This is a genomic window from Mucilaginibacter sabulilitoris, assembly GCF_034262375.1.
GTDB lineage: Bacteria > Bacteroidota > Bacteroidia > Sphingobacteriales > Sphingobacteriaceae > Mucilaginibacter > Mucilaginibacter sabulilitoris.
Map to the genome: position 1 here is coordinate 276,184 of NZ_CP139558.1, position 24,648 is coordinate 300,831.

Sequence of the window (24,648 nt, forward strand, 5' to 3'; positions counted from 1 at the left end):
TTTAGCGGTGCGATACGATAAGCAGGTCGAGATCTTTACAGGGGATAGAAAAACGCTCGGCAATGTGCTTATTGGTTAAATGCCCGTGGTAAATGTATACCGCATTGCGCACCCCCGACTTTTGCCATATCACGTTTTTTAGCCCGCCCTGATCGCCAATATCAAGCAATATGGGGGCAAATATATTGGTAAGCGCATATGTAGCAGTACGGGCTACACGTGAAGCGATATTAGGCACACAATAATGAATTACATCGTATTTTCGGAACACAGGATGTGTATGGTTGGTAACTTCAGATGTTTCAAAACAGCCGCCCTGGTCAATACTTACATCAATAATCACCGAATCGCGCTTCATGCGGCTTACTGTAGCCTCCGAAATAATACAGGGGCTGCGGCCGTCTTCCGCGCGCATGGCGCCAATGGCTACGTCACAAGTTGTGATGGCTTTTTCGAGTACAATGGGTTGCACTACCGATGTAAATACCCGGCTGCCTATGTTGTTCTGCAGCCTACGCAGTTTATATATCGACGGATCAAAAACCTTTACTTCGGCGCCTAATGATATAGCGGTACGAGCAGCGTATTCACCAACGGTACCTGCACCCAGTATTACTATTTCGGTAGGCGGAACGCCAGTTATACCGCCAAGCATCAGACCCTTGCCATCAAATACGTTACTTAAATATTCGGCGGCTATAAGTATAGAGGTTGCGCCTACAATTTCGCTCATTGCCCTTACTACACTTAGGGAGTTACCTTCATCGCGCAGGTGCTCAAAGCAAAGCGCGGTTATTTTTTTAGCCATCATGGCATGCAGGCATTCGGCTTTGAGAGTAGCCAGCTGCAGTGCCGATATCAGGATCTGTCCGGGTTTCATCAATGCCACCTCCTGCATGGTGGGAGGAGCTATCTTGATAATAATATCGGCCTCGTAAACAGATTTGGTATCATAAACAATGCGTGCGCCCTGATCACTATAATCTTTGTCGGAAAAATTGGCGGCCTGCCCGGCATTACTTTCTAAAATAACTTCATGCCCGTTATTAACTAACAATGCTACAGATAATGGTGTTAACGGGACCCGGTTTTCCTGGAAGGATATCTCTTTTGGAATGCCGATGTATAGCTTGTCTTTCTTATTCTTAACTTCCAGCATCGACTCCTGAGGCTGCATCATTGCCTGTTTGGCAACGTCCGAAAACCCACTGTATATCCCTGAACTCATGTTGTTTTATTTTGTGGCTGATGAAGATAAGAAAAAAGGGGTTACCATTAAATTAAAAAATTTCACAATTGATCTGTCGTGCGCCGTCATCCAATACCTTGATATTTATGCTGATATAATTGGCCGGCAGCAGGTTGGGGATTTTTTCGGGCCATTCAATAAAACAGTATGCGCCTGCATAAAAATATTCTTCATAACCCATATCCAGGGCTTCTGTCTGGTTTTTAAGGCGATAAAAATCAAAATGATAAATTTTATCGGCAGCGGTCTGGTATTCGTTCACTATGGCAAAGGTAGGGCTTGTAACCGCGTCTGTTGTGCCCAAAGCCGTGCACAATGCCTTAATGAGTGTGGTTTTGCCCGCGCCCATATCACCATAAAAAAGAAATATCCGGTTGTTTACAGCATAGTCAATAACGGATTTGGCCGCGGCAGGTAACTCTGATAATGATTGAACGGTTAATAGCATGTACTTGAATTGTAAATTAAGCAAGCCTGTCATCCTGAGTTTGTCGAAGGATCGTGGGGAGGCCCGCCCGCCATAGTTCGACACGCTCACCATGACACCCTTTTCTCCCCTCAAAAATAATCAAAAACCTATCCTAATAAATCATCAAAAATTCAAATATTATCGATAAGTGCTTTTAAAAACTTTTCAGGCACTTCTATATGTGGTATATGGCCGCAATTATCAAACTCTATAAGCTTGCACCCGGGTATTTTTTTAGCCGTTTCGGGTCCCAATATTTTGTATTGACCATGCCTGGCCTTTTCAGCATCGCTTAGCAGGGCTTTGCCTACAATGGTTTTATCTTCCTTACCCGTAAAAAGCACAGTTGGAACTTTGATCTGTCCAAACTCATAACAAACGGGCTGTTCATATATCATTTCAAAAGTAAGGACAGCTACCTTTGCATACCGTGGAAAATCGGCGCTTTTACTTACACCAGCCGCGATTTTAACCAGGTAATCATACTCCGGCTTCCATGAGGTAAAGTAGGATGTTTCGTAATATTTTTTTACGTTTTCAAAACTTGTTTTCAATTCGGTTTTATAATCATCCTCAGCGCTTTGGTAGGGTACAAACGTGCGGTAGTCTTCCAGGCCTATCGGGTCTTCCAACAAAAGCTTTTCAACTTTTTCGGGATACATCAACGTAAAACGTGTGGCCAGCATACCACCCATGGAGTGCCCCATTATTGTTACTTTCTGTATACCCAGTGTATTGAGCAGGTTTTTATTAAAACGGGCCAGCTGGTGAAAACTGTAATGAATAAATGCTTTTGACGATTTGCCAAAACCAATCTGGTCAGGAACAATTACCCGGTAACCTTTGGCAGTAAAGGCCCGGATCACGTTTGTCCAGTAATAACCCCCAAAGTTTTTACCGTGAAACAGCATTACGGTTTTACCATTGGCATTAGCGGGTTTTACATCCATATAAGCCATCCGTATATCTTGACTCTCGACCCTGATGGGGAAAAAGCTTACCGGGTATGGATATTTCACATTTTCGAGGGTGATGGATAAGGTATCTGATTGGGCATAAACAGCCGCCGATATGATAAGCAGTGTAATGGATGATATTATTTTGCGGTACATGATAATAATACAGTGATGAACTTTAAATGTTTGGTCAGACTCACCCGATCTGCGCTTCGCTGGATCACCCTCCTTCGGCTTCGCCGCAAAGAGGGTTGAGGAGAATTATATCTAATCCAGAGTGAGACTTACGAAGTTTTAAAACTTCGTAAGTCTGGTAAAATATGATTTACAGATCCTCATTAACAAAAACACCCCGCCGTGTTTTTGCGGCAGGGTGTTTTACATAGGTAAAATGCAGGGCTACAAGGCTAACGGTAAATACACGCCGAAAGTAATATTCCGGCCCATGTTGTATATACCAAAAGTTGGGTCTTCGGAGCTTATTCTGCCCGGTTTAAAGCGGCTCAGGGCATCATAATATTTCTTATTAAGCAGGTTATTACCCGCTACATAAAACTTAACCGGCTGTTTGCCAAAGTTAACCGTGGTGCCTAAACCGGCGTTAAGCAGGGTATACCCTTCGGTACCAGTTTCAAAGGCGCTATCGAAACGGGTTTGGTTAAAGAAGTTATCTATGCCTATCGAAACATACGACTGTTTAAGCCCCTTGATATTTGGCTCAAAACGCAAGGTATTTTTAAGCGTACCAGCCGGTATAAAGGCCAGCGGCCTGTCCAGCGTTATATTGCGGGCGTAGGTATAACCAAATGTGTTTTCAAAATGTATAAAGCTTACCGGGTGCAGCGTAAAATTACCCTCAAAACCATACAAATTGGCATTTACCTGGCCGTAACGGTACACATCAAAATTCTGCGACGTGCCATCTTCTCCTTCGGCTGCGGCAACATCACCGGCAACGTGGGAGGCATAAATATAATTATGAATGTAATTTTCATAAATACCCAGACTGGCGCTCACCATGTTATTGTCATACTGCAGGGTTGCATCGGCCTGGTAACTCCTTTCCGGAGCAAGATTTGGGTTACCTACCTCATAACGGAAAGTTCCCTCATGTACCCCGTTTGATCCTAGTTCGGCCGGGTTTGGCGCACGGAATGCAGAACCGGCATTGGCCTTAAAGTTCAGGTTATCGGTAAACTCGTGGGTATAGCCCAGTGCGCCGCTCACGTTTGAGAATTTATTGGTAAATGGTGTAAACTTAGTCTCGCCGTCTTCTTCCAGTCCTTTGCCATCGTTTTTGCGGTAATCATAACGAATACCAGCATTGAACGTGTTTTTGTCCCATGTTTTTTTGATATAGGCAAAAGCGCCGTAGCCATAAGTATCATAGGCCGGTATTAAAAACTCGGTGCCTTTATTAACGCTGTGTCCAATTTCGGTGCTTACACCAAAAACAGGCTGCCACCCGTTTGATTCGGTTACGTAGTATTTGGCATCGCCCGAGTAAGTATTCAGGTCAAAGAACAGGGACGGATCAGGGCCGTCGAGCTCACGGCGCTGATTTTTCTGATAACCGAGGTTAACTTTCAAGTTACCACCATCAGTAATAAAATTATTATCCCAGTTTATTTTGTAGTGGCGAATGTCCTGTTTTGGGTATTCGAGCGAACGGCTTTTATACTCGTCTTGCGTAAACGGCGTACCATCATCATGCACAAAGTTTAGCCCATTGGCCGGATCCGGGTCATAAAACCCAATATTGTTTTTAAAGTAGGAGAAGTTGATGTGTGAGTAACCCCATGATTTATTTAAACCCACCATGCCGCTCAAATCGGTTTCGTTAAAGCCCGAGTTAGGGAAATAGTAATCGGGCGTTTTAAAGGAGTAAGCATTTTTATAGCTGCCTCTTGCGCGCCAAACAAATCCATTTTCAGATCCTGTTAGCATTAATGACGAACCGGTTAAGCCATTGTTGGTAGAGTAGTTGGTTAAAAACTCTCCTTTTATCTGCCCATCGGGTGGGGTAAGGGGCTCCAGCAGGTTAATAACACCACCCAGGGCATCCGAACCATATAATAACGATGCTGCGCCACGCAATACTTCTACACGGTCGGCACCGTACTGGTCAATCTCAACGCCATGCTCGTCACCCCATTGCTGGCCCTGTTGCTTTACACCATCGCTTAAGGTAACTACACGGTTATAGCTTAAGCCGCGAATAACCGGTTTGGAAATAGAGGGCCCGGTTGTAATTTGTGATACGCCAGGTACCTGGTGCGCCAGTGCATCTATCAGGTTGGTTGATTGCCGCAGCAGGTTTTCGCGGCCAACGGTTGAAACCGAAGTACTGTTTTGCTTATTGTTGGCGCTAACAGCGGTACCTGTAATGACCACCTCATGGGTTTCAATAATGCTTGGCTGCAATGAAAAAGTTAACTGTGTACCTGATGAAAGGTCAACAATTTGAGTAATGGTTTTATAACCTATATACTCTATAGAAACCAGGAACTTGCCCCTCGTCGGAACCGACTTAAAGGTGAACTCTCCGTTAGCGTCGGCAATGGCCGAAGTTTTTAGTTCGGGTATAGTAATAACAGCTCCGGGAAGGCCCTGCTTTGTACCAGCATCAATTATTTTCCCTTTAAATATATTGGCATCTGCAAATGCGTAAAAACCTATAAACAGCGTTAGTATGCAACTAATCAGCTTTAATTTCATAATAAGAATAATTTTTTGGATCAATAAATACCACACAAAGGGTGGTGCAATTTTCAGAAAAGGTATTATTATGAAAGTACAGGAGGGGCGCGGCCGGCGGCCAAAATAAGCCCTATGCTTACAAAGCCGTAATTGCAGGCCTTAAAAAAATACGGTACGGCAATCTGCGTATCAAAATGGAAAGGGTTGTCAATTATTGCCACCTGGTGATGCATGGCATCGCACAGGTAACATTTTTCTTTAACGGTTTGCTGATGATGATCATTAGCTGTATAAGAAGTTTTTGTTATCCCTTTTACAAACAAGTGCTGGTGGGTATAAACTACATACTGTCCGGCTGTAAAGCAAATGAGCAACAGCCACGAATAAATAATATGCAGTTTAGTTTTCTTCACCTTTAACATTTGCTAATGTTTTGCAAAAGTACTCATTAAAACGTTAAAATTAATGCAACATTGTAACAACAATGAAACATAAGTATTAATTTATTATTATTTTTCGACAACTGGTTTAACAGCCAATGGTAAATATCTGCTAAATTTATAGTCCGGCGTATGGCAAACCACCATAACTAATACCGATCATGTATCTTTGCTGTTATGACACCCGCAGAAATTAATATAAAATGGGACGCCCTGCAACAACGCATAGCGGAGGATTTTGATAACGAGAAACCCGATATTAAGGTAATGCTGTTTTTGATTGGCGTGCAGGAGCTTGGCCAGGGGCCTCGCAAATTCAGTAAACGCCAAAAAGAAGAGCTGATGCATATTGCCAATTGCCGCCTGTTTAGCATGCTTGGCTTTTATGAACTGGAAGGACTTGACCAGGATGGATGGCCGCATTGGAAAAGGATAAAAGTTATACCCAACTATACCCTGCTTGAGCAGGAAATGCTCATCAAATCATTGATCATCAATTATTTTGAAGAACAGGGCGTGGTGTAAAGCATACTGATCCAAATCACGATTATGAAAAAAATCTTTACCTTAAGTTTGTTATTACTGAGTATTTGCGCGTTTGCCGGGCCACCCAAAAACCAGTATGTGCGCATTAAAACCGCTTATGGCAATTGTATTATCCGGCTGTACAATGAAACGCCCCTGCACCGGGACAACTTTATTAAGCTGGCTAAAAAGGGATTTTACAACGGTACCCTATTCCATAGGGTGATACAAAACTTTATGATACAAGGCGGCGACCCCGATTCAAAAGATCCGGAAAAAACCAAATTTGGCGCAGAGCTTGGCGATGGCGATGTTGGGTACACCATACCTGCAGAATTTAGGGACAGCATTTTTCATAAACGCGGTGTACTGGCGGCGGCCCGAGACGATAATCCGAAAAAAGCATCGAGCGGGTGCCAGTTTTATATTGTTGAAGGAAAACGCTTTACCGACGGCAAACTGGACACCTTGGAAACAACCCGCTTAAAAGGCCATAAGATACCTGTGTGGCAAAGAGAGTGGTATAAATCGGTAGGCGGCGTGCCGCACCTTGATCAAAATTATACCGTTTATGGCGAAGTGGTTTCGGGCATTGATATGGTTGACCGTATAGCGGCAGTAAAGAAAGATGAGTGCGACCGGCCACTTGCAGATGTATCCATGACCGTTGAGGTATTGAGCAAAAAGGAATGCAAACAACTGGATGAAATACTATTTTGATTTTGGAATTCGGATGTTCGATATATAAAAAACATGAAAATTATAACCTATAACGTTAATGGAATCCGCTCGGCAATAAACAAAAACTGGCTGGCCTGGCTGCAGGCTACCGATGCCGATGTGGTATGCTTACAGGAAATTAAAGCCACTCCCGATGTACTCACCGATCTGGGCTTGGTTGATCAATTGGGTTACCAGCATTACTGGTTCCCGGCTGAGAAAAAGGGTTACAGCGGCACCGCCATTTTCACCAAACAACTACCTAAACATATTGAATATGGCTGCGGCATACCTGATTTTGACCGTGAAGGCCGCTGCATTCGTGTTGATTTTGACGAAGTTTCGGTAATGAGCGCATACTTTCCGTCGGGTTCCAGCGGCGATGAGCGCCAGGTATTTAAATATCGCTTTCTGGATGAATTTGGCAAATACCTTACCCTGTTAAAAAGCCAGCTACCTAAGCTGGTGGTATGCGGCGATTACAATATCTGTCACCGCCCCATTGATATTCACAACCCGAAATCAAATGCCAATTCATCGGGCTTTTTACCCGAAGAACGCGAATGGATGGAGAAGTTTATTGAAGGCGGATTTATTGACACCTTTCGCCATTTAAATAAAGAGCCGCATAATTATACCTGGTGGAGTTTCAGGGCCAATTCAAGAGCCAAAAACCTGGGCTGGCGTATTGATTATGCTATGGCCAGCACCGAACTGGAAGCCAATATTAAAAGAGCAGCCATACTTCCCGAAGCGCGGCACTCAGACCATTGCCCGGTATTGCTGGAGCTGGAGTTTTAGCCCCCCGGCCCCCTAAAGGGGGAGTTATGTGCGTGGGATAAAACAATAAAAAAAGAGGTCCCGTTTGGAATCTCTTTTTTTTATTGATCTGCAAAGCAGAAACAATGCAATTCAAAAATTCCCCCTTCAGGGGGTTAGGGGGCTTAACCCTTTACACGCTCTACGTAGGCGCCGGTAGCGGTATCAACCTTTACCTTATCACCAATGTTGATGAACAAGGGTACGCGAATTTCAGCACCTGTTTCTACGGTAGCGTTTTTAAGGGCACCACTTGAAGTATCACCTTTAACAGCAGGCTCAGTATAAGTAATTTCCAGCTCAGCAGAGCCTGGGATCGAACCCATGATAGGCTCTTCGCTTTCAAAGGCAACAATTACGTTCATACCTTCTTTCAGGAATTTCACCGCAGGGCCAAATAAAGTTTTGGGTATATTATGCTGGTCATAAGTAGTGTTATCCATTACTACCAATGAATCGCCCTCATCATATAAATATTGATAATCGTTAGTTTCAACACGGGCAATATCCACCTCTTCGTCGGTACGGAAACGGTATTCAACCAATTTTCCTGATTTTACGTTACGCATACGTGCCTGATAAAATGCACGCAAGTTACCTGGTGTACGGTGTAAAAATTCTTCAACCTGCACTAACTCGCCGTTAAAGCGAAGCACATTTCCATTTTTAACATCTGATGCTTTAGCCATAAAATAATATTGAGGCGCAAACTTAGCTACTTATCACCAAAGAAACAAGTAGTTGATTACGTGAGCAGTTGATTAAATGAACCCGTGAATGGTATTGGCGACTAACTCTTATAGTCCGAAATATTTATGTGATTGTTACAAAAAGCATATTCATGCTCCTGGTTTGAACACACTATGGTAAGTCGATCATGCGCAAACTGCTCCACAAGGCTCAAATACCAATCCACGCCCTGAGTATCCAGATTTGACGTGGGTTCATCGAGCATGAGCATAGGGGTATCAGCACAAAAGGCCAGGATGAGCTTAAGCCGCTGTTTCATACCCGACGAAAAATACCTGATCAGCTTATTTTCACTTTTGGTAAGGTTAAGCAACCGGGTCAGTTCTTTTTTATCAAGACCCGGTTTATATTGTTTAAACCTGAAATGAAAATCAACCATCTCATTCAGCGTAAACTCTTCTATCAACTCGAGGTAGGGAGCGGCCAGGCTTAAATGAGTAAAAACATCACTTGGTTCTACCGGCTTATCCTGCAATGTATAATTAATAGTTCCGGCAGATGGCGACATACTTGCATTTAAAACCTGCAACAGGGTAGACTTCCCCGAACCGTTTGGCCCCAGGATAGCATACGTTTCGCCCCGATTAAAAGTATAATCAATACCCCTGAATATCCAGTCGCGGTTAAATCTACGGCCGATGTTTTGGAGGGTGATGTTCATATTAGCTTGTGGTTCATGTTTCGTGTTGCCGGGGTTGTGTTTCGTGTTGGTTGTGATAGTGAAGTGTAGCTTTTAACACTCAACAATATTTGGTAACTCGCACCCCGAACCACACAATCCGAACCGATTAAGTATTCCCGAACCCTTTCATGATACCCCTTTGCGAGTTTTGCAAAAAGTTGATGATCTCATCGCGCTCCACGCTGGGGGTAAATTCGGCCTCAATAATATCAAGGGCCTTACTTACATTGTATTTTTTCAGGAACAAAATGCGGTATATCTCCTGTATTTCGGCAATGGTAGCGGCAGAAAACCCCCTGCGGCGTAAGCCTACCGAATTGATACCTACATAAGATAGAGGCTCGCGACCAGCCTTGGTAAACGGAGGAACATCCTTACGCACCAATGAGCCACCCGATATCATACTATGAGCGCCAATTTCAACAAACTGGTGCACGGCAGATGATCCGCCAACAAACGCATAATCATAAATATTGATATGGCCCGCAAGTTGTACCGAGTTGGCAATAATTACGTTATCGCCAATAACACAGTCATGCGCTACGTGTACGTAGGCCATCAGCAGGCAATTGCTGCCGATGGTGGTAGTATTTTTATCAAGCGCGGTGCCGCGGTTAAGGGTTACGCACTCTCTTATGGTCGTATTATCGCCAATGGATACGGTACTTTGTTCGCCCTTATATTTTAAATCCTGTGGCGGAGCGGATACTACTGCACCAGGGAATATGCGGCAGTTTTTACCGATACGGGCACCATCCATAATAACAGAGTTGGAGCCAATCCAGGTGCCTTCACCAATCTCCACATCCTTGTGTATAGTTACAAAAGGCTCAATCACCACGTTATCGGCTATTTTGGCCTGCGGGTGTATATATGCTAATGGCTGGATCATGCTTCTGCGGTTTTATTTACTTTTACTATTTGTGCCATTAATTCGGCCTCAACAACTATACGAGATCCTACCATACCGATGCCCTTCATCTGTGCAATGCCGCGCCTGATAGGAGCAAGCAGGTTACAATGAAATATGATGGTATCGCCGGGTACTACTTTGTCTTTGAACCTTGCGTTTTCTATTTTCAGGAAAAGCGTAATATAGTTTTCCGGATCGGGCACGGTGTTCAATACCAGGATACCGCCTGTTTGCGCCATGGCCTCAATTTGTAAAACGCCCGGAAAAAGCGGCGAACCGGGGAAGTGCCCCATAAACAAATCCTCATTCATGGTTACATTTTTTAGCCCTACCACATGGCTTTTTGACAGCTCCAGAATTTTATCAATCATGAGCATAGGCTGCCTGTGCGGCAATATCTTCATGATTTGCACGGTATCATAAACCGGGGTCATGTTGGGATCGTATACCTTAACATGCTTACGGCTTTTTTCTTTTTTAATAAGTGCCTTTATCTTTTTGGCAAAAGCAACATTAGCCGCGTGACCAGGTCGTGCAGCCATGATATGCCCCTTAAGCGGAACACCAACCAACGCCAGATCGCCAATCATATCAAGCAGTTTGTGCCTTGCAGGCTCATTCTGGTGGCGCAGTTCAATATTATTTAAAATACCCTGCGGAGCAACTTTAATATCCTTACGGTTAAATAGTTTGGCCAGGTGTAAAAGCTCGTCTTCGTCAACATCCTTATCAACTACCACAATGGCATTGTTCAGGTCGCCACCTTTAATCAGATCGTGCTTTACCAGCATCTCCAGCTCGTGCAAAAAGCAAAAGGTACGGCAAGAGGCAATTTCTTTTTTAAACTCACCAATGGTTGATATACTGGCATGCTGGCTACCCAATACCTGTGAATTATAGTCAACCATGCAGGTAAAGCGGTAATCGTCAAGTGGCATGGCTACCATCTCCACCTTACGGTCGGGTTCAGAGTAATGTATATTATAAGGGATGTGGTAATATTCCCTGTCGGCATCCTGTTCAACAAGACCGGTTTCATTAATTACGTCAACAAACTGTATCGAACTGCCATCCATAATAGGGGTTTCGGGGCCGTCCATATCTATCAAAACGTTATCTATCTCCAAACCAACCAAAGCAGCCAGCACATGCTCAACCGTATTCACGGTTGCGCCGTTTTGCGAAATAGTAGTACCACGCGAAGTATCGGTAACATTATCAACATCGGCATCAATAATAGGCGATCCGGGTATATCGATACGCCTGAATTTATAGCCGTGGTTTTCTGCAGCCGGGTTAAACGTCATGGTTACACGCTGACCAGTGTGTAAGCCTGTACCAGAAACTGATACGGGCGCTTTGATAGTTCTTTGTTTTACGTTCATTTTATAATGTTCATTGGTTCATTAGTTCATTTGTTATTGGTGAATAGTTCATCGGAAAGCCCAACGAACCAGTGAACTAATGATCACCCTTTCTGAGTTCTTCTATTAATTTTTCGAGCTCGTACACCTTTCGGTCCAACTCAGGTAATTTCCGGAGTTTGGCATGCGCCCGAAGATAATCTTTAAACGGCATATATGGTGTACCTCCCCAGGCTTTGCCCTCCTCTGTAATAGAGCTATTAATACCCGTTTGTGCCGATAGCTGTGTGCCATTGGCTATATCCAAATGTCCTGATATACCTACCTGGCCACCTATAACGGCATTTTTTCCTATTTTGGTACTGCCGGATATTCCCGCCTGCCCTGCAATAACGGTATGGGAACCCACCTCTGCATTGTGCGCAATCTGTACCAGGTTATCAATTTTTACACCTTTGTGTATAATTGTTGAGCCCATAGTAGCGCGATCAATAGTGGTATTAGCACCTATTTCTACATCATCTTCAATAATCACATTCCCTATCTGGCTTATTTTGTTGTAGGTACCATCGGGGTTGGGGGCAAAACCAAAGCCATCGCTGCCAATAACCGCCCCTGCATGTATAATTACATTATCGCCCAAAACACAATCAAAATAAATTTTTACGCCGGCAAATAAGGTAGCGTTTTTGCCTATAGTAACATTATCTGCAACATAGGTATTGGGATATATTTTGCTGTTATCGCCAACTTTTGCGCCGGGGCCAATGTAAGCAAAAGCACCTATATATACATCATTGCCTACCTGGGCAGATGGGTGAATAAAACAAGGCTGTTCAATACCTTTTTTATTAAGCTTAATGGTGTTGTATCTTTCAAGCAGAATAGAGAAAGCACTATAGGCATTCGCCACGCGTATCAGCGTAGCCTTAACCGGCGCGGTAAGCTGCTGGTCGTTATTTATAATAACCACCGATGCATCGGTGGTATATAAAAACTGCTCGTATTTGGGGTTGGCCAGAAACGAGAGGCTGCCAGTAGTCCCGTCTTCTATCTTGGCCAGCTTATCAACCGTTACAGCGTCATCTCCCTCAACAGTTCCGTTGAGCAATAAACTTATTTCCTGGGCAGTAAATTGCATCGACAAATTTAAATGTTAAAATTAAAGCAACAAATTATTAATTGGTTGTGCGTATTGAGTTACCAGTTTTGAGTGAACAATTAATAATATCTTCATTTTCAGGCAAAATATCTCATAAACCCACTATTCAAAACTCATGACACTCAACAACCCATTTACCCCTACAACAAATCCTTACTATAACAAAGTATATGTTTTTTTACGGTTTTAGCCAGTGCCTCCAAATTGGAGTTATCGCTGGCTGTGGTAATATCACACACGCGTCCGCTTTTCAATAATATACCAATGTTACCATCGCCTGCCGTATAGGCATTGTTGCGTATGGATGTTGTAAAAACAAAGTAAGAGGCATCATGTTCGCTCAAACCATATTTTTTCATTGCTTGCTGTACCAGTTTATCAACAAATGCCTCATCGGGCCGCTCGTTGGTTATATCTACATGGTAAAGCTTACGCTGAACCAGGTTACGTGCCAATGTCGACAACACAAAATCATCATGATCGGCCCAAACCTTTACCGCCGACATGATATCGGCATCGTCTAAACTTGCGAATATATCCAGGTGATGATCTTCATTCATAAAGGCTTCCCGGCTGATGTTGTTTTTTATAAAATGCTTCAGCGCCGGGGTGGCAAACAGGTCTGCGCCCCTGAGGGTAAGCTCGCGGCAGCGCTTAAACACCCTTACCAGCAATTCTTCGCCGGCTATTACCGTTTTATGCAGATAAACCTGCCAGTACATCAACCTGCGGGCTATCAAAAACTTCTCTATCGAGTAAATGCCTTTTTCTTCTACCACAACATGATCGTCTTTCACGTTCAGCATTTTGATAATGCGGTCAGAGCTGATCACCCCTTCAGATACGCCCGTAAAAAAGCTGTCGCGGTTAAGGTAATCCAGCCTGTCCATATCCAGCTGACTTGACACCAGCTGGTGCAAAAACCTACGCGGATACGTATCATTAAAAATATTAATGGCCATAGTTAATCGCCCCTCAAACTGCTCGTTGAGCTTGCTCATGAGCATGGCCGATATATCCTCATGTGCGATACCTTCAATAATACTGTGCTCCAGCGCGTGCGAAAATGGACCATGACCAATATCATGTAGCAATATGGCAATGGTAAGGGCCTCCTCTTCGTCGATGCTTATCTGGTGCCCTTTATTGCGCAAGGTTTCAATGGCCATATCCATCAGGTGCATGGCGCCCAGCGCGTGGTGAAAACGGGTATGCAGAGCCCCCGGATATACCAGGTGGGTCATGCCCAGTTGCTTAATGTATCTTAACCGCTGAAAATACGGATGTTCAATCAGGTCAAATACCAGCTCGGTAGGGATGCTGATAAAGCCATAAACAGGGTCGTTTATAATCTTCTTTTTATTCAATGTGGATGTTTACGATGCAAAAATGTAAAACAAAGGTAAAATAAGCGCATCATGTTTGTTAATTTTTGTTAATACCTTTACTTATCAACAACAAAAGCATTGCTTTGGGGTTTAATGGATGGTATCAGAATTTACTGATTTTTAAAATTAGTAAGATATTACCCGGATAAAAAGAGATATTTGAATCAGCGTTACCTTATCCATTAATTCTCAAAAATCTGCTAATCTGAAATTCTGATTCCTGCAATTTTTAATACAATACTACTATGCAAGACACCACCATATTATGGGCCGATGACGAAATTGACCTTTTAAAGCCGCATATACTTTTCCTGAACGAAAAAGGATACAAGGTTACTACAGTAACCAACGGCAATGATGCCGTTGACGCTTTTAAGCAACATTATTTTGACCTGGTTTTCCTGGACGAGAACATGCCCGGCTTAACCGGACTGGAAACCCTACAGCAGATTAAAAACATCAATATTGATGTTCCAATTGTGCTGATCACCAAAAACGAGGAAGAGTACCTGATGGAAGATGCCATAGGATCTAAAATTGATGATTACCTGATTAAGCCGGTACACCCAAAACAGATATTGCTTACTATAAAAAAGCTTACGGAAAATAAACGCCTGGTTACCGAAAAAACTACCATGGCCTACCAGATGGACTTCCGTACGCTGGGCATGACCCTTAATGACAACCTGAGCCACCAGGAATGGGTTGATGTATATAAAAAGCTGATATACTGGGAACTGGAACTTGAAAAACTGGAAGATGCCGGTATGCACGAGATACTTACCCTGCAAAAAGCCGAAGCCAACGTACAGTTTTGTAAGTTTATTGAGCGCAACTATTTAAACTGGATCAAGAACCCGGAATTTGCTCCTACCAGTTCGCCGCAGCTGTTTAAAAAGAAGGTGTTCCCGAAACTTGATGGTAACGGACCCTTGTTTTTTATATTGATTGACAACCTGCGGTACGACCAATTTAAGGTGATAAACCCTATTATATCCGAGTATTTCAGGCTGGAAGAGGAGGATACTTACTACAGTATTTTACCAACCGCAACTCAATATGCCCGTAACTCCATTTTCTCGGGCCTGATGCCACTGGATATGGAGAAACGCTATCCAACCATGTGGCAAAATGACGAAGACGAAGGCGGCAAGAACCTGTATGAGTCTGAATTTATTGCCGACCATTTAAAACGCGTATTGCGCAAGGAATGTAAATACTCGTACCATAAAATTTTGAATATTGACGAAGGCAGGGCGCTTAACGAGTCGGTAAATAACCTGATGACCAACGAGCTGAACGTGGTTGTTTACAACTTTGTGGATATGCTTTCGCACGCTCGCACTGATATGCAGATGATCCGTGAGCTGGCCAGCGACGATGCTGCTTACCGTTCCTTAACGCTATCGTGGTTTGAGCACTCACCATTGTTTGACCTCCTTAAATATTTAGCGCAAAAACAGGTGAGGGTAGTTATTACAACCGACCACGGTACCATCCGCGTAAAAAACCCAAGCAAAATTGTAGGCGACCGCAACACCAATACCAACCTGCGCTATAAACAAGGCAAAAACTTAAATTATAACGCCAAAGAGGTATTCCACATCCGCAATCCACACGATGCCATGCTGCCTAAGCTGCACCTGAGCTCAAGCTTCGTGTTTGCCAAGGAAGACAGCTATTTTGTGTACCCCAACAATTACAACCACTTTGTTAATTTTTATAACGAAACCTTCCAGCACGGCGGCATATCGTTAGAGGAAATGATTATCCCGATAGTCACCTACGGGCCTAAATAAAGCTACAGCCCCCTAAAGAGGGAGTTATAAATAAGAAAGGCCATTACTTTTAAAAGTGATGGCCTTTCTTTTATCTGCATCGCGTTGTCATCCTGAGAAATGAAGGGCCTATGCGCAAACTATGTAAATTTTAGAATAGCTACTTCACTGCGTTCAGCATGACAAGTTTATTTTAGGGCGGAAAAATAGTAAACTTTGCATATCTCCGAATAGACTCACCCCGGCATCGCTTCGCTTGCCGACCCTCCTTCACCTGCGGTGGAAAGAGGGTAAAGAAAGTATTCTTTTCAAGTTTTCGGATTTACGAAGTTTTGAAATCTCGTTTTCATCGTTCCCCTCAACCCTCTTTGCGGCGAAGCCGTAGAGGGTCGTCCAGCGAAGCGCAGACGTGGTGAGTATTAACCGGCGTTTATTCAACCAATCTTGCCACAATCTCATCAGCCGCAAGTTTTTCCTGCTCACCCGTGGTCATGTTTTTAAAGGAGAGTAAACCGCTTTGCATTTCGTCGCTGCCGATTACTACTGTGTAGGGGATGTTTTTGTTATTAGCGTACTCCATTTGCTTTTTGATCTTGGCTCCGGCAGGGTATAGCTCCGCATTGATGTTCCTGCTGCGCAGCTTTTGCAACAGCGGGAGGGCGTAGAGCTCACCTTCTTTATCAAAATTACAGATAAGTACCTGGGTGCTTTGGTTTGCCGCGGCAGGGAACAAGGTGAGTTCTTCCAGCACATCATAAATACGGTCGGCACCAAAGGATATGCCAACACCGGTAAGACCTTTTAACCCGAACATGCCGGTAAGATCATCATAACGACCGCCGCCGCCGATGCTGCCCATGGCCACCTCATTGGTTTTTACCTCGAAGATGGCGCCGGTGTAATAATTTAAGCCGCGGGCCAGGGTAATGTCCAATTCCAGCTTGGCGGTTTGCAGCGGGCACTTTTCAATATAACTGAAAACGGTTTCAATTTCATCGCAACCTTTCAGGCCAATTTCAGAAGCAGCCAGCGCCTCACGCAGGCTTTGCAGTTTTTCGGTATTGGAACCTTCCAGTAAAATAACCGGTTTAATTTTTTCAATATCTGCCTGGACAAAACCGCGTTCCAACAACTCTTTGATCACACCATCAAGCCCAATCTTGTCGAGTTTATCAATGGCTACAGTCAAATCAATTATACTATCAGCTTTATCTATAATTTGAGCAACACCTGATAGAATTTTTCTATTATTAATTTTTATGCTGAAATCCTTTAATCCAAGCTTGTCCAAAGCCTCGTCATATATCATGATAAACTCAGCCTCATTCAGTAAAGAATCGGAACCAACCACGTCGGCATCGCACTGGTAAAACTCCCGGTAACGGCCCCGTTGAGGCCTGTCGGCACGCCAAACAGGCTGCACCTGGAAACGCTTGAACGGAAAAGTGATCTCGTTCTGGTGCTGTACTACGTAACGGGCAAAAGGCACGGTAAGATCGTAACGGAGGGCTTTTTCAGTACTTTTTAAAAGTGCTTCCCTTCTCTTTTCTTCAATGCGACGTTCTATTTCAACGTCCCATTCTGTAATCCCATTAGGAAATATTATATTTTTTAAAGAAGTCGCTTTGAAAATTTCAAGTTGCTCATTAGTATTCAGCACCTTAAATATCAACTTATCCCCCTCATCTCCATATTTACCGGTCAGGGTTGATAGATTTTCCATCGTAGGCGTTTCAATCTGTTGGTAGCCGTATTTACGGAAAACGCTTTTAATGGTATCAAAAATATAGTTACGTTTCACCATTTCGGTAGGTGAAAAATCGCGGGTGCCTTTTGGTACGGATGGTTTGATGGATGCCATGCGGCAAATGTACAAAAGTTTTATTTTTTAGTTCCGTTGTATGCAACCTGCATCATGGAATAGCACAACTAATCTGGAATGCAAAAACATACTTCATGTAACAAGCTCGCTTCATGTATCGTATCAGCTTAAATGACACTCCTTTTACCTTAGCACTTGCAGAAAAATATATTTTTGAAGCCCATGAACATTATCACTCAAACTTCCCGCCTGCTGATCCGCGAATTTATACCCGATGACGAAGCTCTTTTACTTGACCTCGATGCCGATGCCCGTTTAACCCGCTATGTAAAAAAGCGTACCGAACAGGAAAGCAAAAAGGTTTTTAAGGAGACCCTCAGAGAATACAAGAACCTGTCGGGTCTGGGTCGCTGGGGCATATTCAACAGTGCCGACAACGACTTTATTGGCGTTTGCATACTTAACTACAGCGAGTATGACAGCAGCAGCATTGAACTGGGCTATCGCCTGCACCTCAAATACTGGGGCGCCGGTATTGCCACCGAATTGGCCAAAGCACTGGTATTTTACGGCCTTAACGAAATTGGCTTAAAAGAAATTTGCGCGGTTACGCATCCGGATAATACGGCTTCTCAAAAAGTGCTGGCCAAAGCGGGCTTTCAGCCTCATGGCCGGGCCTTCTGGTATGGTGAGGACCTGCCTTTATTTAAGATTGGGAAAAGCGCCCTTTAACAAGGAGGATTTGAATTTAGCTACTCCCTTCCGGGGGAAGAGAGGCAAGGCGGATCAATTCCCTGATTATATCCTTACAGCCGCCTTCTATCAGCTCAAAAACAGGTTCAAACTGGTTATCATCATAGTAGGGATCGGGAACCACCTTATCGACAAGTAACAACTTTACCTTTTGGGCATCATCGTCATTACGGGCCATATTAAGCACATCGCTCAGGTTATTCTTATCCATCACAAAAATATGGTCGAAACGATCAAAGTCGGCTACCTTAAACTGGCGGCAAACCTGCTTGCTGATGTCAATGCCATGCTCACGCGCCGTGAGGATGGACCGCCTGTCGGGGCCTTCGCCAATATGCCAGCTGCCGGTACCTGCAGAGTCAACCTCCCAGTCCAAACCGGCTTTATCACTCAAATGCTGCATCACACCCTCTGCCAACGGCGAGCGGCATATATTGCCCAGGCAAACCATTAGTATCTTCATATTTTTAAAGTGAATGGTTTGATGTTTAATCTATTCATCTCTCACTTAATCAACTGCTCACCAATTATCCAAATATCTGATTCAGCACACCGGCAAGGCGTACACCGGCTTTTAGCATTTGCTGGTTAAGCAGGCCAATGTATTTAAAATTATACTTATAACTCAGGTTTTCCATTGGAGTTACACCTGCATATATCTTTTCGGCAAGCTGGTTGCTTTCAAACAGCCATTCGCTTATTGGGGCCTTTTGCAGTTGCACGCGTTCAGCCGCTGTAGTGTGGTTAATCATTGCTGCATACTCCGTATAGCTCAGTTGCTGGGCATCTATCAGCTCACTATCCCAAACAGAGTGCAGGTTACTGTCTTTACCAAACCACTGTACTTTAACGTCATTACCGCCCTTATCTTGTGTATGCCCGGTGTGCAGGGGCTGGTGCACGTCTTCTACAATATGAATGAGCATACGCAGATAAAGCAGCTTATTGGCTTTGTCAAGGTTTTTCTTTTTTAACTCAGCAATTAAAAAATTCATTTTGGTATAAGCATCGGTCGCGGTATCGGCCTTTAAATAGGTCTGCAGTTCCGGGTAGGTATAAGCCTTATCCAGATCAATAAAATGCCAGTTGTACAAATACCTGTAAGCAGGGTCAGATTTAATAAAATCAGCCCAGTTGCTGGTGATCGCGATAGATTCGTCACCCAAAATAGCTTTTATAGCCGCACGGGCCTTGGGCGTTAAATAACTATCGGCTATTTGGCCGCAAATACGGTGGCCATTGGTTCCCCAGGCCATACTTTGCAGGGGAATATAAAATAAGGCAATAAGCAGAACGATCTTTTTGAAAAAGTTTGTTTTCATTTTACAAAGGTTTTGGGACACAGCTTGTGCGTTTTATTAAATGCACATTGATAGGTATAACGTTTGATGTACTCGCAAATTGGATAAGCGAATCGGTTTTTTGCTTTACTTTAAAATACTCCTCGTAATCGCCATAACGGAAACAGCCTTTCTCATCCTTGTAGCTGCCATCGGCATTACAAAATTCGCCTTTAAGGTGCAGCGTGTCCAGCTTTTGTGAGTAAGTGCCTCTGATATATTCGTTCCAATGGCCGCTGTTCATACAGGTGTCAGCACCATAATTTACTTTGCTCACCGTGCTGATCTTCATAAAAAAAGAATCGCAGCTAAACCTGAGGTTATACAGCGAATAAGTAACCAGGCGCTTTTGAGCCGGTACAGAATCCTGTTGCCATTCGCCCTGTATATATTTTTCGCCGGGGCCCTGAGTGTCGGGATTTAATGAGCAGGAAGCCATTAGAAAGGCGAAAGGTAAAAGGCAAAAGACAAAAGAGCTTTTTGTGATAAGAGATAAAAAACGAAAGCTTAAAGGCTTTGACATAAACTATTGCTAAAAGCAGTAAATAAAAAGCCCCTCTCCTGAAGGAGAGGAGTTGGGGTGAGGCTTTATTTTAAACTGCCTATCATATCTTCTGGCTTAACCCATTGGTCAAACTGCTCATTGGTTAACAAGCCCAGGCCAATAGCGGCTTCGCGCAGGGACGTACCTTCTTTCAATGCTGTTTTGGCAATTTTGGCTGCATTCTCGTAACCTATGTGCGGGTTAAGGGCTGTAACCAGCATTAGCGAGTTTTCCAGGTGTTTTTTGATGCCTTCGTAGTTTGGCTGAATACCAACCGCGCAATGGTCATTGAAAGACACACAAGCATCGCCAATTAAACGGGCCGATTGTAAAAAGTTAGCTGCCATTACCGGTTTAAATACATTCAGCTCATAATGCCCGTTTGAGCCGCCAATGGATATCGCCACATCGTTACCCATTACCTGTGCAGCCACCATGGTAACCGCCTCATTTTGGGTTGGATTAACTTTGCCGGGCATAATTGATGATCCCGGCTCATTATCTGGAATATGAATTTCGCCAATACCCGAACGCGGACCAGAGGCCAGCATCCTGATATCGTTTGCAATTTTCATTAAGGAAACAGCAATTTGCTTTAACGCTCCGTGGCTCTCCACAATGGCATCGTGTGCTGCAAGCGCTTCAAATTTGTTTTCGGCAGTAATGAAAGGTAAGCCGGTAAATTTGGCGATATATTCGGCTACTTTTACATCGTATCCTTTAGGAGTATTGATACCAGTACCTACTGCTGTACCGCCCAAAGCCAGTTCAGAAAGGTGATCAAGTGTATTTCTTAGGGCTTTTAAGCCATGGTTCAGTTGTGACACATAGCCAGAAAACTCCTGACCTAAGGTAAGCGGTGTAGCATCCATCAGGTGGGTACGGCCAATTTTTACAACGTTTTTAAACGCCTCGACTTTAGCCTGCAGGGTATCGCGCAGTTTTTCAATACCTGGGATGGTTACATCAATCAGTATTTTGTAAGCCGCGATGTGCATGGCCGTAGGGTAAGTATCGTTTGATGATTGCGATTTATTTACATCATCATTGGGATGAATGAAAGTTTTACCTTCGCCCAGTTTATTGCCTTGTAATACATGAGCGCGGTTGGCCACCACCTCGTTCACGTTCATGTTTGATTGCGTGCCCGAGCCCGTTTGCCATATCACCAGCGGAAATTCACTTGCCAGCGATCCGGTTAATATTTCATCGCAAACCTGTGCTATCAGGTCGCGTTTTTCGGTCGGCAGTACACCAAGATCGGTATTGGTATAAGCGGCGGCTTTTTTCAGGTATGCAAATGCATCAATGATCTCTTTAGGCATTGATGCCTCCGGACCAATTTTAAAGTTGTTGCGTGAACGTTCTGTTTGTGCTCCCCAGTATTTATCGGCAGGTACCTGTACCTCGCCCATGGTATCGTGTTCGGTTCTGAAACTCATGGTAGTATTAAAATTTTAGCAGGGCAAAGTTATGGTTTTATATGATGCAAGGGAATGGCAAAGCGTAATCTTTTTAATACAGGGTTTAGTATGAGATTTTGGATACTGACGAAATATTGAACCGGCACTTTAAGTAAAACGGCTCGAAATTTTTTTAAATGTTCACGTTCATGCGCCCATGAACGACCGTTAACATTCATGAACATCTGATAATCAGCAATTTAAAATTCAACCAATAAACTTGCGAAGCTTAAAAAACTTCGCAAGTATGAAAACGCGGTAAATTTTAAAACTCCCGCTTAGTATTACCTACCCAGGTCTCCAACACAGATAGCTGTTTGTCGTTTTCCTTAAACCATTTCAGGTTGTCGTCTTTATGGGCGCTCAAACTAACCAGCCGGGCAAAAGCGGGCATATTATCTGTTTGGGCAAGTTTGCCAAAGTAATCGGCATAGTATTTCCAGAAAAAGTCTTTATTGCTTTGTTATCCGATTCCCTCCCTGTTGTTTCAAATATCATTTTTAATTCACTCGCCAATCGCTCCTGCGGCGTTCCGATATTTTTATCTTCAAATGCTTTGCTTGCCGCAGCAGCCAGGGAGACTGAAGTTTCGGCCACAGACATGGACGAAATCCCTTTGGAATCTTTATCCATGTTAATTAAAATATTTTTTTGAACGGCTTCTGTCTTAAATATTTTGTCGAGATATTCATAAGCCTCGGCAGATCGCTTGGTTTGGGGTTCAAGCAGCAGAAAACTGCAGAAGGCCATCACTGCACATACTTTTTTATTTTGACCAAGAGTGGCTAAAGCATAGGCTCGTTGACTGCTGGCATGCTTAGGATCCAATTTTATGGCTTCAATGGCATAAGCCTCAGCTTCGGGATATTTTTTTTGACGCAGGTAGGCTAAAGCCATGTTGAAATGCAGGCGTTGAAAGTTGGGAAAAGCTTTCATTCCGGCCTTGTAACAGGCTTCGGCTTTGTCAAACTGCCCGTCATCATCATAAGTGCTCCCGAGCAAATCAAATGCTTCGGCCATTTGATTTGTTGATGTTAGCTTTTCAAGGTATGGAATGGCATCCTTTGATTTGCCTGAGCTGCACATGGTAAATGACATTTCATACATCGCGTTAATATTATCCGGATCGGCCTTTAAGGCTTCCTGATATTTGGCAATGGCCTCGTCATACTTTCTGGCATCATGCAGTGTTATACCTTGCTTAACCAAGGCTTTAGCTGCATCTTTATCCTGCCCAAAAACAAGGGTTGAAAAAACAGAGAATACGGTTATGAGTAAAATTTTGTGATAGGTTTTCATGCTTAAATTTAAATACAGAAAACCAAAAAAGAAAGTTCTTTAAAATTTTTAGCACGGTAACATTATGCTTTTATGTGATGTAAGGGAATGACAAATGGTAATCTTTTTGTGATGGGATTATATATTTGTGCATGGAGTACGAAATACATTTATTTTCAGGAACGGCTTGCATTACGGAAGCAGCGACTTACAAATATCCGGTGGGAGAAAAACATGCTTTTTTGTTTTTTTTGAGGGAAAATAAAAACTCCGAATATGATTCTCTTAAAGCTGAAGGGCTCATTATTTCTTGTGGACTTAATAAAATCGAATTTTCCAGGGAAGGAAAAGTAAGCCAGGAAAAAGCAGAAAATAGTGACAAAAAGAAATACTATGATGCTGCTATTGAATCTGGATCGGCTTTGATTTTGTACTCTGATCCAATCTAAGTGGGAATAATCTTCGAATTTCCGATTAAAACTTTCTTTCCTGCGCGCTCACCCATTCTTCCAGCGCTTTGCGGTTATCCTCATTTTGCTGCAGCCATTGGCTGTCCGCTGCTTTATTGGCGCTCATATCCATTAAGCGGGCAAAGGCCGGCATGTGCTCTGTTTGAGCCAGTTTGAAAAAAAAGGAGGCGTAGTAGTTCCTGAAAAAATCATTCCCAGTTTGCTTTTCGGCCAATTGCCCAACCGCCAGAAATACAGCCTTTAATTGTGCTGCAAGTAAATCTGCCGGTGATGCATATTTTCTCGAGGCTGTAATTGCCGCCGCCGCCGAAAGCGCTTTGTTTAGGACAATAATAGCAGCATCCGTTTTTTCAGTTTTCAGCGTGCCGCCTTTTAAAATGCTCTGCATATTAGTATACGCCTCGGCAGCGCGCGGGCCATCGGGCTCCAATAACAAAAAACTGCAAAGCCCCAGTAAGGCCGCAGCCCTTTTGTTTTGATGGAAAGTCACCAGCCCGTATAACCGCTGGCTGTTGGCATGTTTAGGATCAAGCTTAATGGCATTAATAGCAGCCTGCTCCGCATCAGCATATCTTGCAGCCCTGAAATAGGCCAGACCTATGTTAAAATAGAGGGGCTGATAGTCGGGCTTGAGCTGTATACCGGCTTTGTAAGCATCAATGGCTTGTTGAGGTTGATGAGCGCCGTCATAAATGCTGCCCATGAGTTCATAGGCCGGACCGGTAAAATTGTTGTTTGTTTTAACCACCTTATTCAAATACGGGATACCCTCTGTACCCTTACCCGATGAAAAGAGGCTGTAGGCCAGTTGATAATTAGCCTGCATATTTTCGGGGTCGCTAGCTAAAACTTGCTTATATTTTTCAATTGCTCCGGCATAATTATGCTCATTGTTTAGCTGAACGCCTTGTTTTATTAAAGCGTTAACATCTGTATCCTGAGCGTGGACTGTGAGTCCCAAAAGCAAAACGGGTATAATAAGTACGGCTTTTTTCACAATATTCATAGTTAAACATACAAAGTGTATGAAGTAAACGAAAAAAATTAAAACTTTAATTCATAC

General features: G+C 43.5%; 24 protein-coding genes. 6 read left to right on the plus strand and 18 right to left on the minus strand.

Annotated features, from left to right (window positions below; all coding sequences use genetic code 11):
* Position 1: 1 nt before the first annotated feature.
* From SNE25_RS01145 to SNE25_RS01165, 5 genes are all read right to left on the minus strand, one after another.
* Positions 2 to 1,228 carry an alanine dehydrogenase gene (locus SNE25_RS01145; RefSeq protein WP_321563253.1) on the minus strand — a complete coding sequence of 409 codons (1,227 nt, stop codon included), beginning with the start codon at positions 1,226 to 1,228 and terminating at the stop codon, positions 2 to 4.
* Positions 1,229 to 1,280: 52 nt separating this feature from the next.
* Positions 1,281 to 1,697, minus strand: a complete 417-nt coding sequence (gene tsaE, locus SNE25_RS01150; RefSeq protein ID WP_321563254.1) for a tRNA (adenosine(37)-N6)-threonylcarbamoyltransferase complex ATPase subunit type 1 TsaE — start codon at positions 1,695 to 1,697, stop codon at positions 1,281 to 1,283.
* A 152-nt stretch (positions 1,698 to 1,849) separates the two neighbouring features.
* Positions 1,850 to 2,830, minus strand: coding sequence for an alpha/beta fold hydrolase (locus SNE25_RS01155; protein ID WP_321563255.1), 981 nt, complete (start codon positions 2,828 to 2,830; stop codon positions 1,850 to 1,852).
* A 243-nt stretch (positions 2,831 to 3,073) separates the two neighbouring features.
* Positions 3,074 to 5,392, minus strand: coding sequence for a TonB-dependent receptor (locus SNE25_RS01160; RefSeq protein ID WP_321563256.1), 2,319 nt, complete (start codon positions 5,390 to 5,392; stop codon positions 3,074 to 3,076).
* 68 nt (positions 5,393 to 5,460) lie between these two features.
* Positions 5,461 to 5,787, minus strand: coding sequence for a hypothetical protein (locus SNE25_RS01165; protein WP_321563257.1), 327 nt, complete (start codon positions 5,785 to 5,787; stop codon positions 5,461 to 5,463).
* Positions 5,788 to 5,991: 204 nt separating this feature from the next.
* Between SNE25_RS01165 and SNE25_RS01170 the strand changes: the two genes are divergently transcribed.
* The 3 genes from SNE25_RS01170 to SNE25_RS01180 are packed head-to-tail and all read left to right on the plus strand — an operon-like array spanning position 5,992 to position 7,860.
* On the plus strand, positions 5,992 to 6,339 hold the full coding sequence (locus SNE25_RS01170; RefSeq protein ID WP_321563258.1) for a hypothetical protein: 348 nt from the start codon (positions 5,992 to 5,994) through the stop codon (positions 6,337 to 6,339).
* 24 nt (positions 6,340 to 6,363) lie between these two features.
* Positions 6,364 to 7,059, plus strand: a complete 696-nt coding sequence (locus tag SNE25_RS01175; RefSeq protein WP_321563259.1) for a peptidylprolyl isomerase — start codon at positions 6,364 to 6,366, stop codon at positions 7,057 to 7,059.
* A gap of 33 nt (positions 7,060 to 7,092) precedes the next feature.
* Positions 7,093 to 7,860 carry an exodeoxyribonuclease III gene (locus tag SNE25_RS01180; RefSeq protein WP_321563260.1) on the plus strand — a complete coding sequence of 256 codons (768 nt, stop codon included), beginning with the start codon at positions 7,093 to 7,095 and terminating at the stop codon, positions 7,858 to 7,860.
* Between the two features lie 143 nt (positions 7,861 to 8,003).
* Here SNE25_RS01180 and efp read toward each other — a convergent pair whose 3' ends face one another.
* From efp to SNE25_RS01210, 6 genes are all read right to left on the minus strand, one after another.
* On the minus strand, positions 8,004 to 8,567 hold the full coding sequence (gene efp, locus SNE25_RS01185) for an elongation factor P (RefSeq protein ID WP_321563261.1): 564 nt from the start codon (positions 8,565 to 8,567) through the stop codon (positions 8,004 to 8,006).
* A gap of 101 nt (positions 8,568 to 8,668) precedes the next feature.
* Complete coding sequence (locus SNE25_RS01190) at positions 8,669 to 9,289, minus strand: ABC transporter ATP-binding protein (RefSeq protein WP_321563262.1); 621 nt, start codon at positions 9,287 to 9,289, stop codon at positions 8,669 to 8,671.
* A gap of 127 nt (positions 9,290 to 9,416) precedes the next feature.
* The gene (lpxA, locus tag SNE25_RS01195) at positions 9,417 to 10,202 is read right to left on the minus strand and encodes an acyl-ACP--UDP-N-acetylglucosamine O-acyltransferase (RefSeq protein ID WP_321563263.1); all 786 of its coding nucleotides are present in this window, start codon (positions 10,200 to 10,202) and stop codon (positions 9,417 to 9,419) included.
* The gene (locus SNE25_RS01200; RefSeq protein ID WP_321563264.1) at positions 10,199 to 11,608 is read right to left on the minus strand and encodes a bifunctional UDP-3-O-[3-hydroxymyristoyl] N-acetylglucosamine deacetylase/3-hydroxyacyl-ACP dehydratase; all 1,410 of its coding nucleotides are present in this window, start codon (positions 11,606 to 11,608) and stop codon (positions 10,199 to 10,201) included. The genes lpxA and SNE25_RS01200 overlap by 4 nt, the downstream gene beginning before the upstream one ends.
* A 76-nt stretch (positions 11,609 to 11,684) precedes the next feature.
* Positions 11,685 to 12,728, minus strand: a complete 1,044-nt coding sequence (lpxD, locus tag SNE25_RS01205) for a UDP-3-O-(3-hydroxymyristoyl)glucosamine N-acyltransferase (RefSeq protein WP_321563265.1) — start codon at positions 12,726 to 12,728, stop codon at positions 11,685 to 11,687.
* Positions 12,729 to 12,889: 161 nt separating this feature from the next.
* Positions 12,890 to 14,116 carry an HD domain-containing protein gene (locus SNE25_RS01210; RefSeq protein ID WP_321563266.1) on the minus strand — a complete coding sequence of 409 codons (1,227 nt, stop codon included), beginning with the start codon at positions 14,114 to 14,116 and terminating at the stop codon, positions 12,890 to 12,892.
* 266 nt (positions 14,117 to 14,382) lie between these two features.
* On the opposite strand from SNE25_RS01210, the gene porX reads away from it, so the two are divergent.
* Positions 14,383 to 15,936 (plus strand): T9SS response regulator signal transducer PorX, encoded by a 1,554-nt coding sequence (gene porX / locus SNE25_RS01215; protein ID WP_321563267.1) that lies wholly within the window; start codon positions 14,383 to 14,385, stop codon positions 15,934 to 15,936.
* Positions 15,937 to 16,345: 409 nt separating this feature from the next.
* Here the strand turns inward: porX and hisS are convergent, their stop codons facing one another.
* Entirely contained in the window at positions 16,346 to 17,776 is a 1,431-nt protein-coding gene (hisS, locus tag SNE25_RS01220) for a histidine--tRNA ligase (protein WP_321563268.1), read from the minus strand.
* A 183-nt stretch (positions 17,777 to 17,959) separates the two neighbouring features.
* Between hisS and SNE25_RS01225 the strand changes: the two genes are divergently transcribed.
* Positions 17,960 to 18,469 (plus strand): GNAT family N-acetyltransferase, encoded by a 510-nt coding sequence (locus SNE25_RS01225; protein ID WP_321563269.1) that lies wholly within the window; start codon positions 17,960 to 17,962, stop codon positions 18,467 to 18,469.
* 16 nt (positions 18,470 to 18,485) lie between these two features.
* Here SNE25_RS01225 and SNE25_RS01230 read toward each other — a convergent pair whose 3' ends face one another.
* The 5 genes from SNE25_RS01230 to SNE25_RS01250 all read right to left on the minus strand — a co-directional run bounded on the left by SNE25_RS01230 (position 18,486) and on the right by SNE25_RS01250 (position 23,136).
* The gene (locus SNE25_RS01230; protein ID WP_321563270.1) at positions 18,486 to 18,953 is read right to left on the minus strand and encodes a low molecular weight protein-tyrosine-phosphatase; all 468 of its coding nucleotides are present in this window, start codon (positions 18,951 to 18,953) and stop codon (positions 18,486 to 18,488) included.
* Between the two features lie 64 nt (positions 18,954 to 19,017).
* Entirely contained in the window at positions 19,018 to 19,812 is a 795-nt protein-coding gene (locus tag SNE25_RS01235; RefSeq protein ID WP_321563271.1) for a S1/P1 nuclease, read from the minus strand.
* A gap of 1 nt (position 19,813) precedes the next feature.
* The gene (locus SNE25_RS01240; protein ID WP_321563272.1) at positions 19,814 to 20,269 is read right to left on the minus strand and encodes a fumarate hydratase; all 456 of its coding nucleotides are present in this window, start codon (positions 20,267 to 20,269) and stop codon (positions 19,814 to 19,816) included.
* 149 nt (positions 20,270 to 20,418) lie between these two features.
* Positions 20,419 to 21,816 (minus strand): class II fumarate hydratase, encoded by a 1,398-nt coding sequence (gene fumC, locus SNE25_RS01245; RefSeq protein ID WP_321563273.1) that lies wholly within the window; start codon positions 21,814 to 21,816, stop codon positions 20,419 to 20,421.
* 384 nt (positions 21,817 to 22,200) lie between these two features.
* The gene (locus tag SNE25_RS01250; protein WP_321563274.1) at positions 22,201 to 23,136 is read right to left on the minus strand and encodes a tetratricopeptide repeat protein; all 936 of its coding nucleotides are present in this window, start codon (positions 23,134 to 23,136) and stop codon (positions 22,201 to 22,203) included.
* 131 nt (positions 23,137 to 23,267) lie between these two features.
* Here SNE25_RS01250 and SNE25_RS01255 point away from each other — a divergent pair, with 131 nt between their 5' ends.
* Positions 23,268 to 23,564, plus strand: coding sequence for a hypothetical protein (locus tag SNE25_RS01255; protein ID WP_321563275.1), 297 nt, complete (start codon positions 23,268 to 23,270; stop codon positions 23,562 to 23,564).
* Positions 23,565 to 23,589: 25 nt separating this feature from the next.
* On the opposite strand, the gene SNE25_RS01260 is transcribed toward SNE25_RS01255, so the two are convergent.
* The gene (locus tag SNE25_RS01260) at positions 23,590 to 24,591 is read right to left on the minus strand and encodes a tetratricopeptide repeat protein (RefSeq protein WP_321563276.1); all 1,002 of its coding nucleotides are present in this window, start codon (positions 24,589 to 24,591) and stop codon (positions 23,590 to 23,592) included.
* Between the last annotated feature and the right edge of the window lie 57 nt (positions 24,592 to 24,648).